This is a genomic window from Streptomyces capoamus, assembly GCF_014654935.1.
GTDB classification, from domain to species: domain Bacteria; phylum Actinomycetota; class Actinomycetes; order Streptomycetales; family Streptomycetaceae; genus Streptomyces; species Streptomyces capoamus.
On record NZ_BNBF01000014.1, the window covers coordinates 72,554 to 84,860 of the forward strand.

The following is a 12,307-nucleotide window of genomic DNA, read 5'->3' on the forward strand; positions in this document are numbered from 1 at the left end:
CGTTCAGGCTGTACCTGACCAAGCAGGGTTACGACCCCTCGAAGCCGCTGACCTGGTCGGACCTGCCGGAGCGGCCCTTCGCCGAGGTGACGGACCCGCCACTGCGCGGCGGGGCGTACCGGATGAACGCCACACTGCCGGCCGACCGGACGGGGCACCACGTGCTCTACACGATCTGGCAGAACACCAGTACGCCGGACACCTATTACTCATGCTCCGACGTGGTGTTCCCGGAGCGCGGGAAGGCCACCGGAACCAAGGGGGCGGCGGGGAAGGCGACTTCGGCACCGGCCCGGACCCCGGCGCCCGCGCAGGATTCGCCGGCCGCGCAGGTCCCGCCGGCCCGGGGTCGCGCGACGGGCGGCGCGGCTCCCGCCGCGCGCGGCGGCACGGGGCGGGCCGGGAGCACCACCGCCGACGGGACGCCCGTCGCGCAGGCCACGCGGGGCGGTTCGGGGCCCTCGGCGCCGATGCTGGCGGGCGGCGCCACCGCGGTGCTGCTACTCACCGGTGGCGCCGCCCTGTTCCTCCGGCTACAGCGTCCACGACACCGCTGAACCGGACGCTCGGTTCGGTCAGTTGACGTACACCCGCGCACCGGCATCGGTGACGGGCGCGTACTTGGCCGTGAAGTAGCCGTTGGCGAAGCACAGCGACGAGCCGGAGCTCTTGGTGAACTGCTGGTTGGTGAAGGTGATGCTGCTGTCGGCGTTGTCCGCCTTGCCGATCAGGCCGGGCGCCTGGTAGACGCAGGTGACGGTGCCCAGCAGGGTGCGCAGCTGGACCGTGGCCTGGATGACGGAACCGCTCGGCGGCGAGACGGTGAGGGTCCCGGCCGACGTGATCGTCGCCGAGTACGGCAGGTTGTTGATGGTGATGCCGTTGACACCGAGGACACCGGTGACGTTGCTGGAACAGGTGTTGCTGGCGAAGGTGTGCGCGGTGACGGACTCGGTGGCCGTGCCGGGCGCGGTCGGGTTGCCGGTGACCTGGGCGGTGAACTGGGACCCCGTGCACTTCACACCGCTGGTGCCGGTCGCACTGGAGTAGAAGGTGGCGGTGGTGCCGGAGGCGAGCGGTGCGGTGAGGGTGTCGCCGACGGCGGCCGCGGTACCGCCGGCGCTGCCGGTGGTCAGGACGGCGCTCGCCGCGGAGGCCGGGGTGGCCCAGGTGAGGGTGAGCGCCGTGGCGGCGCCGGCGAGGGCGAGGAGGGAGCGCGTGCGCATGCGGGTGCCTCTTTCCTGTGTGGGGGGACGGCTGAGGTGAGGTGGGGGGTGGCGGGTGGTGCGGGCGGTGCCGCCGGCGCGGGTCCGTAGCGCCTTCTCCGTACGCGGCGGTCCCGCGCCGGCGGCACACCGGGCACCGGCCGGGGGCCTCGGGGGAAGACCTCCGGCCGGGCCGGGCAAGGGGGCGGCCGGGCACGGGACGAAGAGGTGAACGACCGTGCCGGTGCCGCTGTGCGAGGTGGAGCGCTTGCCGTGACGAGGCCGGGAACGCGGTCGGTGCCGCGGGGTGCGGCCGGCGTCGCGCCGACGGCGCGACGGGGGCCGCCTGCCGGATCCGGCGCCACGGATCCGGGGAAACAGGGGAAGTTGTAGACCTGATCAACCGTCAGAGTCAAGGTGGCAGTAGCGAGTTGTAGCAGGCGAGTACGGGCACCCGCACATCCGACACCCTCTTTTCACAACTCCCTTGACCCTTCAATGTAACCGGCGGTAACTTCCTCGGAGGCTACTGCCGCGTAACGAGAAAGCCCTTGCGCCCGCCGGGAGTTGCGAGGAGGCGTGCGCGGCATCCGCTGTCCGCGCCAGGACACCGCGCCACTGAAGCCCAACCCGCATTGATCCATGCCCATGGGAGCAGACATGGCCTCGTCCCCGGACCTCCCGTCCGCCGGCAACACCCCCGAGAACCCGGGGAGCGACACCTCCTCCGACGCCCCGAACGCCGCCGGCATCCACGCCGGCGGCGAGAGACGGGGACGCGTCCGGGCACGCCGGGCCGCGGTGATGGCGGTACCCGCCACGCTGGTCGCCGCCGGCCTCGCGGTCCTCACCGCGCAGGGCGCACTGGGCGTGCAGTTCGCCATCTCCGGCATGCCGTTCACGGTCACCGCGACCGAGCTGAACGGCACCGGGTTCGAGCAGTTCGGCGGACTCGACAACATGGCGGAGGGCAGCCCGAACGCCGGGGACTCCGGCGGCCAGGTGCTCATCGTCACCTCCGCGATCAAGCACGCCACGCTCACCAAGCTGTGCCAGAGCGTCGACCTCGGCGGCACCAACCTGCTGATCACGGCGGGCAGCGGCGCGGAGAAGGTCAGCGCGACCGACCTGACCACCGACTCCACCGAGCTGACGGGTGACGCGGCGTTCAACAACATCGAGATCGGCAACGACGCCAGCACGCTGACCAAGGCGGGCGTGAAGGGCCCGATCGGCGTCTTCAGCCAGCAGGCCGACACCGTGCGCATCGCCCACCTGCGACAGACCAACTACGCGACGACGGCAGGCGTGTTCAAGCTGCCGGGTCTGAAGCTGCGCTTCAGCGGCTCGGGCTGCTGAGCACCGTGGCGGACCGCCCGCGCCGGGGAGCGAGGCCCGCCTTCCGCGGATGGCGGGCCCGCCGGCCGTTCTGGGGCGGGCTGCTGCTCGCCCTCGGCGGCGGCGAGATCCTGCTCACCGAGAAGGCCTCGCTGAAGGTCGTGCTGCACATCGGCATGCAGGGCCTGGCCGGCTATCTGCTGCCGGTACTCATGGTGCTGCTGGGCTTGCTGATCCTCTTCAACCCTTCCCAGCGGCTCTTCTACTCCATCACGGGCGTCCTGATCTCCCTGGGGACCTGGCTCACCTCCAATCTGGGCGGCTTCTTCATCGGCCTCCTCCTCGGCGCCACCGGCAGCTGCCTCGCCTTCGGCTGGCTCCCCGACCAGGAACCGCGCGTCGGGCGCCGCGCACGGCGCAAGCAGGCGCGCTCCTCGGCGCACGGCCGGGCCGGGGAGGACGCGGAGGGTACGCCCGGATCCTCCGTGCTGCCGGGGCGTTCGTAGCGGAAGTCCCCGACGGGGGCGTGCCGGAACACACCCGGCGGTCGCACGTCGGCGGGGACCAGGTCGTCGGCGCGACGCAGCACGGTGGCCGTGCCGGTGACGCGTGCAGGCAGGGCCGCCGGGGCCCGGTCGGCGCGGCGCTCGCGTGCCGCGCGCGGCACGCGGCCGACGGCCGCGCGCCCGGCGGACGGGCCAGGAAGGGGTGCGCGGGTCGGCGGGGTGTTCTCGTGACCGCGACGAGCCGCGCGGCGGCCTCGGCGCCGGTGAGTGCGCGGGGGCCGGTCTCCCAGGCGCCGCGCCTCCTGGAGCGCGGTGCCGGTCAGAGGTTCACAGGCCACGCAGCCGGCGGGCCGGGACGACGGCGGGCGTCCCGTGCTCGGTGCGCCGGCCGACGAGGAGGCGGACGGCCTCGACCACGGCGGCCTGGTCGGCGGTGTCGACGAAGTACACCTGGCGGCGGCCCTCGCGGCGGGAGCGGACGAGCCCGGCGAGTTTGAGCTTGGCCAGGTGCTGGCTGACGGCGGGCAGCGCGCCGCCGACGCGCTGGGCGAGCCGGGTCACGTCGCTCTCGCCCTGGGTCAGCGCCCACACGATGTGCAGCCGGGCGGGCGCGGCGAGCAGCCCGAAGGCGGCGGCCGCCTCGGCGAACACGTCGGCGGAGGGGTCCTGGTGGCCGGTGCCGGGCGCTGTCGCCACTGTCGCCTTCCTCCCGTTGTGTCGTCGCTGTGCTCCGGCTGTGTCCGCCGTGTGCGGAGACTCAGTCTAGATCTCGGGAACTTCCCGGCCGCCCCGTTCGTTTCTACAGCGCTGTAGAAATAATGTTCTACGTCGCCGGAGAAGTCGCCGCCGGTGCTGCCGGAGTATCGGGCGGCCGATGAGAAGGAGCACGCATGGCCCTGTGGGACCGCATCAAGGAGTCCGCGTCGCAGATGCAGACCCAGTTGGTGGCGAAGAAGAACGACCTCAAGAGCGGCGCGTTCCGCGATGCCAGCATGGCCATGTGCGCGCTCGTGGCCGCCGCCGACGGCACGGTGGACCCCGCGGAGCGGCAGCGGGTGGCCCAGCTCATCTCCACGAACGAGGTGCTGCAGAACTTCCCGGCGGACGACCTGCGCCGCCGCTTCGAGGAGAACCTGGACAAGCTGACGGCGGACTTCGCCTTCGGCAAGGTGAGCGTCCTGCAGGAGGTCGCCAAGGCGAAGAAGAAGCCCGCCGAGGCACGGGCCGTCGTCCAGATCGGCATCGTCATCGGCGGCGCTGACGGCGATTTCGACAAGGACGAGCGGGCCGTGGTGCGCGAGGCGTGCTACACGCTGGACCTGCCCCCGCACGAGTTCGACCTCTGACCGCACCCGGCCGGCCGGACAGCCGGGCAGCCGGGTCCAGTGCCACGGGGCCCGGTCCGCCCGGCGCGGCCGTTCCGGGCCTCGCCCACGGGGCCCCTCCCACCGGGTCCCTCGACGAGCCGGCCGGGCACGGGCCGAGCACGCCCCGGTCAAGAGGCGGCCGCGCCCACCCGTCCACTCGCCGCCCAGGCCACGCCCACCAGGGCCGTGGCCGTCCAGCAGGCGGTGCGCGCCGCGTCCAGGTCCGTGCCGGTGAGGTAGACGCTGCCGAGGAGGGCGACGCCCAGCGTGGCGCCGAGTTGCTGGACCGCGTTGAGCAGCCCGGCCGCGGAGCCGATCTCCTGCGGGCGCAGCGGTCGCAGGGCGAGGGTGAAGAAGGCGGGGGTGAACAGGCCGGTGCCGACTCCGACGAGGGCGAGGGCGGGCAGCAGGGCCGTCGGGTAGCGGCCGGGCGTGGCCGTCGCATAGGCGCCGACGGCGGCGAGCAGACCGGCCAGCAGCACGGCGAGCCCGTACGGCATCAGACGGCGCCCGTACCGTCGTACCAGCCGGGAGCCCGCCAGCCAGGAGGCGGCGGCGAGCCCGGCGGACCAGGGCAGCAGGCTCAGGCCGGCCGTCAGCACGCCGGTGTGGGCGCCGAGTTGCAGCTGGAGGACCACGACCATCGACAGACCGTTGGTCACCGCGAAGAAGGCGGTGGAGGTGACGAGTGCGGCCGGGAAGCCGCGCCGTGCGAACAGGCTGGGCTCCAGCAGCGGGCGGGCCGACCGCCGCTGCTGGACGGCGAAGCCGGCGAGGACGAGCAGTCCCGCCAGCGGCAACACCCCGTCGCGAGGGGTGGGGTGGCCGAGGTCGGTGCCGATCAGCGGCTGGACGACGAGCCCGGTGCCGAGCGCGGCCAGGGCGGTGCCCGGCCAGTCCAGCGCGGGGCGGTGCGGGGCGCGGTCCTCCCGCAGCTTCGGGGCGAGCGCCAGCACGACGGCGGCCACCGGCACGTTCACCAGGAACGCGGCCCGCCACGAGGAACCGAACAGGTCGGCGTGGGTGAGCACACCGCCGACGACGGGCCCGCAGACGGCGGCGAGCCCCATCACCGGGCCGATGCTGCCCAGCGCCTTCGCCGTCTCCTCCCCGTCGAACATCGCCTTGATCAGCCCGATGGTCTGCGGAACGATCAACGCGGCCGCCGCGCCCTGAACCGCGCGGAAGCCGATCAGCAGGCCTGCCGAAGGCGCCAGGGCGCAGGCCGTGGACGCGACCGCGAACGCGGTGACGCCGAGGACGAACATCCGGCGCCGGCCGGCGATGTCGCCGAGCCGGCCACCGGTGAGCAGCAGCACCGCGAACGGCAGGGTGTAGGCGGCGCCGAACCACTGCACCAGCGAGACGGGTCCGCCGAGATCGGCGTGGATGGCGGGGGCGGCCACCTGGACGACGGTGGCGTCCAGCAGGTTCATGGCCTCGCCCAGCAGCAGGGCGACCAGGGCGGGCCAGCGGTGCGGGTACGGGGTGACGACCATGGTGCGGTCCAGGGTCATGGGGATTCCTCTCGCGCTACGGGACCGGGTCGGGACCGGTCTGCGGTCAGCGTGGGAGTGAGAGGTGGGCGGAGACCGTCAGGAGCGGCGGGTGCGCGGTTTTCCTCCACCGTCGGCGCCCTTCGCGCGGGAAACCGGCACGAGCGGGAGCGCAGGCGCGGATCCCGCTCACAACGCGGCCAGAAGGGGCAGCAGTTCGGTCGCCGTCGCGATGTCTCCGCTCAGCGGGCGGTCCTCCAGGCCGGCCGGGAGTACGGAGGCGGCGAGGGAGAAGGCCGGGACGGCCGGGGGTGCGGGGTGGAGGCGCGACGCACGGACGGCGGCAAGGAGTTCGCAGGCGAGCGCGGTGGCGTGGGCGGCGCCGGCCCGTTCCGCCTGGCGAGCCGCCTGGCCGGCGAAGCCGGCGGCCTCCCCCAGCCCGTGGGAGAGGACGGCGTGCCCGGCGGAGGCCGGTGCGACCGCGGTCGAACGGAGCTCGCCCAGCGCCGAGTTGGCGGTGTACTCCAGGATCATCGTGCCGGAGCTGCCGGGCGGGCCGCCGGCGAGGAAGGCCGGCAGGCCGGTGAGATCGGGACGGCTGAGCGCGGACAGGCGGGCGGCGGAGAGCTGCGCGTTCTACAGCAGGGCCAGGTTCAGACCGTCCAGCGCCAGGGCGAGGGGGGCGGCGAAGAAGCCGCCGTGGTGGCAGAGGTGGCCGTCGGGGGCCGGCACGGGGTTCTCGGTGGGACAGTTGGTGCCGCGGCCGTACCAGCGGCCCGTCGCGGCGAGCCGGTCGGCCGCCACGCGGGCGCGGCGGACCCGCTCCAGGGCGCCGGGGCCGACGGCGGGTACGGCCACGGCGTCGGCGAGCCGGACCAGGGCGGGCAGGATGAGGGCATGCCCGTCGAGCACGACGCGGGCGCCCCCGGGGTCGGGGGGCACCCGCGTCTGCGTGTCCACGGTCGTTCCGGTCGTTCCGGCGTGTCGTTCGGACGGGTCGTGCGGGCGAGCCGGGCGGCCGGTCGGTGGGTGGGTCGGTGGGTCGGTGTCAGGCGAGCCCGACGGACTTCAGCCAGGCCTGCGCGACGTCCAGCGGGTCCTTGTTCCCCGCCTGCACCTGGGTGTCCAGCTTCATCAGGGTCGCGGTGTCGAGCTTGGCGGAGACGGCGTCGAGCGCGTCGACGCCCTTCTGGGGCAGCGCGCTCTTGTAGGCGAGCGGCTGGACGTTCTCGAAGCCGAAGAGGTTCTTCGGGTCCTGGAGGACGACGAACTTCTCCTTGGTGATGTTCGCGTCGGTGGTGAAGATGTCCGCGGCCTGCACGGCGTCCTTCTTCAGCGCCGCCAGCGTGAGCGGGCCGCCCGCGTCCAGCGCCTTGAAGGACTTGAACTCCAGGCCGTAGACGGACTTCAGCCCCACCAGCCCCTGCTGCCGGGTCTGGAACTCCGGCGAGGCGCCGAAGACGAGGTCCCCGGCGACGTCCTTCAGGTCGGCGATGGTGGAGTTCCCGGTCAGGTGGTACTTCTTCGCGGTGGCCGCGTTGACGGTGACCGAGTCCTTGGTCTCCGCCGCCGCCGGCTTCAGCACCGTGAGCTTGGAGTCCAGTTTGGCGTTGATGGCGTCCGTGGTCTGACCGAGGGTCTTCGGGGTGGCCTTCGGGTCGAGGTAGGCCAGCAGCGCGCCGTTGTATTCGGGCAGGACCGAGATGGAACCGTTCTTGATCAGCCCGTAGGTGGTCTCGCGGCTGCCGATGTTCGGCTTGTACGTGACCTTGATCCCCTTGGCCTTGAGGGCCTCGCCGTAGATGTCGGCGAGCAGGGTGCTCTCGGGGAAGTTGTTGGATCCGACGACCACGCTGTCGCCGCTCGCCTTGTTCTCCGTGAGGGGGTTGTCGGCGTTGTCGTCCTTGGAGGAACAGCCCGCCAGCAGAGCCGTCGCCGCCGCGAGGGCGACGGCCGCCGCGCCTCGGTTCCTCCGGATGGACCTGCGGATGTGGGTCGTGTAAGTCACCCACCGATCCAATCCAGCCGGTTCTCGGTGAGTCAAGCCCCGCAGATCACCGATTGGCCTCGATCTGCGACTGCTTGTGCACGGAGAGCGGTGCCTTTGTAACGGATTCTTGATGAAAGCTGAGCTGATCGTTCCCCCAAGCGGGCTGTAGTCTCGGCCCAGTTGGTATCGACCACAGCGGTGTACGGGGCCCGCTTCGGTGTCGTGAACACAGGCGTTCCGAGGGCGACGGGGCCCGCGGCGCCAGGGAGGTCCGGGAGCGACGTCACCCGGAGCAGGACACCCACGAAGGAGGCCCGGTGTCCACTAACGAGGTGGACGCGCCCGCCCGGCACGCCCCCGTCCGGGGCGGGGCACGGGCATTCGCCGACCGCTGGCCCTTCCGGCGCAAACTCAACCTGCTCGTCGGCGTCCCCCTCGCGGTCATCGCCGGCCTGCTCGCCTACCTCATCACCGACCTGGTGCAGCAGTCGTCCAGCGCCGCCGCCGCGGCCCGGCTGGTCCGGGACAGCGCGCAGGTGGCGCGGCTGGTGGACCGGGTGGAGGCCGAGCACCAGCAGGCCATCCTGCTCTCGACGCGCTACGAGTCCGGGGACGCGCGCGCCTCGACGACCGCCTACCGCGCGGCCCAGCACGCGGTGGACACCCAGGTGGCCGAGGTGCGCGCATCCTTCGGTGACCGGCTGCCGCGCAGCGAGGCGCAGGCCCTGCGCGGTCTTGCGGGCCTGAGCAGCCTGCGCGCCTCGGTGGAGCAGTCGTACCTGCCGGCCGACAACATCGACCCGGCCTACGCGGGTGCCGCCGAGAGCCTCATCGACGGCCTCCTACTGGACCGCAACGCCGACCTCGCCGAGACGTTCACCGGCAGCCTGCTGGACTCCCTGCTGCGCGCCGACGCGGCCCACGGCGCCTTCGAGACCAACGTGTTCGCCGCCACCACCGGGGACACCAACGCGCTGATCGAGTTCACCAACGCGGTCGGCGCCTACGACCTCTACACCCACCAGGCCGAGCGTTTCGGCCGGTTCGCCACCGAGGCGCAGGCCGCGCGGCTCGCCGAGGTCGAACACACCCGAGCGCAACGGGAGATCGCCGAGGCGTACGCCGAACTCCAGGTCGGAGTCGGCCGGTTGCAGACCGACGATCAAGCGGCGCTGCGGCGGGCGGTGCGGGACGCGCTGGGCGACTATCCCGCCTACCCCGAACAGGCGACCGCCCGGCTGAGGATCACCACCGCGCTGATCGGCCAGATCGCGGACCGGGCCGACACGGCCGCCGACTCCGCCCGGTGGCGGGCCGGCCTGCTGCTGAGCGGCGCGCTGGTCGCGTTCGCGCTGTGGCTCGCCTTCGCGGTGCTGGTGCGCCGCTCGGTGGTCCGGCCCGTGCAGGCGCTCACCGGGGCGGCGCGGGAGGTCGCCGAGGTGGCCGGGCGCGAGCTGGCCCGGGTGGCCGACGACGACGCCGAGGACGACGGGCCGCCCCGGCTGCGGGATGTACCGGTCACGGCCCGCGACGAGATCGGCGACCTGGCGGCGGCCTTCAACCGGGTGCAGACGACCGCCGCCGCGCTGCTGGAACGCCAGGTGCTCAGCCGCCGCAACACCGCCGAGATGTTCGGCAACGTCGGCCGCCGGGTGAGCAACCTGACCACCCGGCAACTGGCGTTGATCGACGCCGTCGAGCGCGGGGAGACCGACCCGGCGCTGCTGGAACGCCTGTACTCCATCGACCACATCGCGGTACGGCTGCGCCGCAACGCCGACAGCCTGATGCTGCTGGCCGGTATCCGCGAGGCCGTGCTGGACGCGGGCCCGACCGCGCTGTCCACCGTGGTCCGGGCGGCGCTCGGACAGATCGAGGGCTACCAGCGGGTACGGCTGTACGCCGCGTCGGACGCCCTGGTCGAGCCGGACGTCATCGGCGACCTCACGCTGATGACGGCCGAACTGCTGGAGAACGCGGTGTCGTTCTCACCCGAGGGCAGCCCCGTCGAGGTCACCGTCCGCATCGGCGCCGAGGGCGCGCACGTCGTGGTCACCGACCACGGCCTCGGGATGAGCGCGGAGCGGCTCGCCGAGGAGAACGCCCGGCTGATCCGCCGGGAACGTCTGGACCTGGTGCCGACGAAGGTTCTGGGCCTGTTCGTGGTCGGTGCGCTGGCGCGCCGCTGGGAGATCGGGGTCGAGCTGACCCGGACACCGGGCGGGGGTGTGACGGCGGAGGTGACGCTGCCGGCCGCGCTGCTGCTGTCGCCGAGCCCGGGGACGGGCACACCGGCCACCACGGCACCGGCGCCGACACGGGCACCCGCACCCGCCAGTCCGGCACCAGCACCCACCGGCCCGGCATCAGCACCCGGACGCACCGGCCCGGCACCGGACATCGCGCACGCGAAGGCCTCGGCCGACGGCACCACGCCCGACCAGCCCGTGCGCGCGGAGCACGCAGGTCCGCTCCCCCGCCGGACTCCCCGCACCCCCCAGGCCACGGCCCGTCCGGCCGAGGGCACCGCGAGCGAGTCCGGGGACCTCGCAGGGGAGAGCCGGCCCGGCGAGCCCGTCCCGGGCCGGACCGGGCCCACCGCACCGCCCTCCTCCGCCTCCCCCTCCTCCGGCCGCCCCCTGCGCCGCCGGGTGCGCGGGGCCACGCTGCAGGCGACCGCCGGTGCGGCGCCGACCGTGCCGCAGGCCGTGCGGCCGCTGGACGCGGAGGCCGTCCGCAGTGAGCTGGAGGAGTTCGAGCAGGCCGTGGAACGCGCCCGACGGGACGCCGGCACGGGCGGCTCCTCCCGCCCGGACGGCACCGCCGACACCGCGCACCCGCAGCCCCACCCGCACCCGCACCCGCCCCACCACCCGAACCACCTTCCGGAAGGAGCCGAGCAGTGAGCACGTCCACAGGTGACAGCCCGACGGGCGGCAGCGTGCCGGCCGACCTGCGGGCCGCCGCGGCCGACTTCACCTGGCTGCTGAACCGCTTCGCGACCGAGACCGCCGGTGTCGTCGACGCGATCGCCGTGTCCTCCGACGGCCTGCTGATCGCGGTGTCGCAACTGCGCGAGCACGCCGACTCGGAGCGGCTCGCGGCGATCGTGTCCGGCATCACCAGCCTGGCCGCGGGCGCCTCCGGCAACTACGGACTGGGCGGCCTGAACAAGGTCATCATCGATCTGGAGGGCGGACACGTCCTCGTCTCCGCGATCGGCAGCGGCGCCGTGCTCGGCGTCGTCACGGACAAGGAGGCCAAGCTCGGCAACATCGCCTACGAGATGACGCTGTTCGCCAACCGCGCCGGTGCCGCGCTCAGCCCGCAGCTCGTGCTGGAGCTGAAGAACACCGTCGGCGCGGCGTCGGCCCGCTGAGAAGGAGAACCCTCCCATGGCGGACGGCATCCCGCCGCCGGGCCCGGACCCGGTCGGCCCCGCCCCCGCCGTACGGCCGTACCTGGTCACCGCCGGCCGGGTCGCGGACGCCGCCTCCGTCCGGGCGCTGCCCGTGGAGACCCAGGTGGTCGCGACCGCCGAAGGGCTCGACGCGCTCGGCCGGCTCTCCTTCGAGCAGCACGACATCGTGGCCGCCTGCCGGCTGCCGCAGTCGATCGCGGAACTCGCGGCCCGGCTGCGGCTGCACCTGAACGTGGTCCGCGTCCTGGCCGAGGACCTGCGCGAGGAGGGCCGGCTGGCGGTGTACGTACCGGACGCCGAGGCCACGCGCGATGCCTCCGTCCTGCGCAGGGTTATCGATGGCCTGCGGGCCGTCCCCGACTCCCCGAGGGGTACCGAGTGACACCGACTGAACCGCTGCCGGCCCGGGGCCCGGCCGCGCCGGCGGCCGTACGGCCGCCGCTGCCGGTCAAGATGGTGATCGCGGGTGGTTTCGGCGTGGGCAAGACCACGGCCGTCGGCGCGATCTCGGAGATCGAGCCGCTGACCACGGAGGCCTCGATCACCGAGGTCGCGGCCGGCGTCGACGACCTCACGCACACCCCGCGCAAGACCACGACGACCGTGGCGATGGACTTCGGCTGCCTCACCATCGACCCGACGCTGAAGCTGTACCTGTTCGGCACGCCCGGCCAGGAGCGGTTCGGGTTCATGTGGGACGACATCGTGGAGGGCGCGGTCGGCGGTCTGGTCATCGTCGACACCCGCCGGCTGGACGACTGCTACGCGGCCGTCGACTACTTCGAGCACAAGGGCATCCCGTTCGCCGTCGCCGTGAACGCCTTCGACGGCCGGGTGGAGCACTCCATGGAGGAGGTCCGCTGGGCGCTGAACGTCTCCGCCGGGGTGCCGGTGGTGGTGTTCGACGCCCGGCAGCGGGGCTCGGTGCGGGACGCGCTGCTCGTCGTACTCGAACTGGCGCTGGCCCGCACCGAGCGGTGACCG

13 protein-coding genes and 1 pseudogene are annotated in these 12,307 nt (G+C 73.4%); 8 read left to right on the forward strand and 6 right to left on the reverse strand.

Annotated elements, in window-relative coordinates; translation table 11 throughout:
* Positions 1 to 557 (forward strand): lytic polysaccharide monooxygenase (locus IE312_RS41255; RefSeq protein WP_229900275.1); only part of this gene is annotated, 557 nt, incomplete at its 5' end.
* Positions 558 to 575: 18 nt separating this feature from the next.
* On the opposite strand, the gene IE312_RS22000 is transcribed toward IE312_RS41255, so the two are convergent.
* The gene (locus IE312_RS22000) at positions 576 to 1,226 is read right to left on the reverse strand and encodes a Tat pathway signal sequence domain protein (protein WP_189984069.1); all 651 of its coding nucleotides are present in this window, start codon (positions 1,224 to 1,226) and stop codon (positions 576 to 578) included.
* Between the two features lie 639 nt (positions 1,227 to 1,865).
* Here IE312_RS22000 and IE312_RS22005 point away from each other — a divergent pair.
* A complete protein-coding gene (locus IE312_RS22005) occupies positions 1,866 to 2,564 on the forward strand; it encodes a DUF6230 family protein (protein ID WP_189984070.1) in 699 nt (232 codons plus the stop codon).
* 5 nt (positions 2,565 to 2,569) lie between these two features.
* A complete protein-coding gene (locus IE312_RS22010) occupies positions 2,570 to 3,049 on the forward strand; it encodes a DUF6114 domain-containing protein (protein ID WP_229900276.1) in 480 nt (159 codons plus the stop codon).
* 327 nt (positions 3,050 to 3,376) lie between these two features.
* Here the strand turns inward: IE312_RS22010 and IE312_RS22015 are convergent, their stop codons facing one another.
* Positions 3,377 to 3,745 (reverse strand): ArsR/SmtB family transcription factor, encoded by a 369-nt coding sequence (locus IE312_RS22015; RefSeq protein ID WP_189984071.1) that lies wholly within the window; start codon positions 3,743 to 3,745, stop codon positions 3,377 to 3,379.
* A gap of 194 nt (positions 3,746 to 3,939) precedes the next feature.
* Here IE312_RS22015 and IE312_RS22020 point away from each other — a divergent pair, with 194 nt between their 5' ends.
* Entirely contained in the window at positions 3,940 to 4,395 is a 456-nt protein-coding gene (locus IE312_RS22020) for a tellurite resistance TerB family protein (RefSeq protein ID WP_189984072.1), read from the forward strand.
* Between the two features lie 149 nt (positions 4,396 to 4,544).
* Here IE312_RS22020 and IE312_RS22025 read toward each other — a convergent pair whose 3' ends face one another.
* The 4 genes from IE312_RS22025 to IE312_RS22035 form a co-directional block, all read right to left on the reverse strand.
* Complete coding sequence (locus IE312_RS22025) at positions 4,545 to 5,933, reverse strand: MFS transporter (RefSeq protein WP_189984073.1); 1,389 nt, start codon at positions 5,931 to 5,933, stop codon at positions 4,545 to 4,547.
* A 168-nt stretch (positions 5,934 to 6,101) separates the two neighbouring features.
* Complete coding sequence (locus tag IE312_RS22030; RefSeq protein WP_370467584.1) at positions 6,102 to 6,524, reverse strand: aromatic amino acid lyase; 423 nt, start codon at positions 6,522 to 6,524, stop codon at positions 6,102 to 6,104.
* A 24-nt stretch (positions 6,525 to 6,548) separates the two neighbouring features.
* Positions 6,549 to 6,872 carry a hypothetical protein gene (locus IE312_RS41265; RefSeq protein ID WP_229900277.1) on the reverse strand — a complete coding sequence of 108 codons (324 nt, stop codon included), beginning with the start codon at positions 6,870 to 6,872 and terminating at the stop codon, positions 6,549 to 6,551.
* 88 nt (positions 6,873 to 6,960) lie between these two features.
* Entirely contained in the window at positions 6,961 to 7,920 is a 960-nt protein-coding gene (locus IE312_RS22035; RefSeq protein ID WP_189984074.1) for an ABC transporter substrate-binding protein, read from the reverse strand.
* 299 nt (positions 7,921 to 8,219) lie between these two features.
* Here IE312_RS22035 and IE312_RS22040 point away from each other — a divergent pair, with 299 nt between their 5' ends.
* The 4 genes and pseudogenes from IE312_RS22040 (at position 8,220) to IE312_RS22055 (ending at position 12,304) form a co-directional block, all read left to right on the forward strand.
* Entirely contained in the window at positions 8,220 to 10,808 is a 2,589-nt protein-coding gene (locus IE312_RS22040) for a sensor histidine kinase (RefSeq protein WP_189984075.1), read from the forward strand.
* Entirely contained in the window at positions 10,805 to 11,281 is a 477-nt protein-coding gene (locus tag IE312_RS22045) for a roadblock/LC7 domain-containing protein (protein WP_189984076.1), read from the forward strand. The genes IE312_RS22040 and IE312_RS22045 overlap by 4 nt, the downstream gene beginning before the upstream one ends.
* A 16-nt stretch (positions 11,282 to 11,297) precedes the next feature.
* A pseudogene (locus IE312_RS22050) lies at positions 11,298 to 11,715 on the forward strand (DUF742 domain-containing protein).
* Positions 11,702 to 12,304: a GTP-binding protein gene (locus IE312_RS22055; RefSeq protein ID WP_189984078.1), complete on the forward strand. Its 603-nt coding sequence runs from the start codon at positions 11,702 to 11,704 to the stop codon at positions 12,302 to 12,304. Before IE312_RS22050 ends, IE312_RS22055 begins: the two are co-directional and overlap by 14 nt.
* The last annotated feature ends 3 nt before the right edge of the window (positions 12,305 to 12,307 follow it).

Coding starts and splice junctions, on each gene's coding strand:
- IE312_RS22000 (WP_189984069.1), bottom strand. CDS start 1,226: ATGCGCACGCGCTCCCTCCTCGCCCTCGCCGGCGCCGCCACGGCGCTC.
- IE312_RS22005 (WP_189984070.1), top strand. CDS start 1,866: ATGGCCTCGTCCCCGGACCTCCCGTCCGCCGGCAACACCCCCGAGAAC.
- IE312_RS22020 (WP_189984072.1), top strand. CDS start 3,940: ATGGCCCTGTGGGACCGCATCAAGGAGTCCGCGTCGCAGATGCAGACC.
- IE312_RS22025 (WP_189984073.1), bottom strand. CDS start 5,933: ATGACCCTGGACCGCACCATGGTCGTCACCCCGTACCCGCACCGCTGG.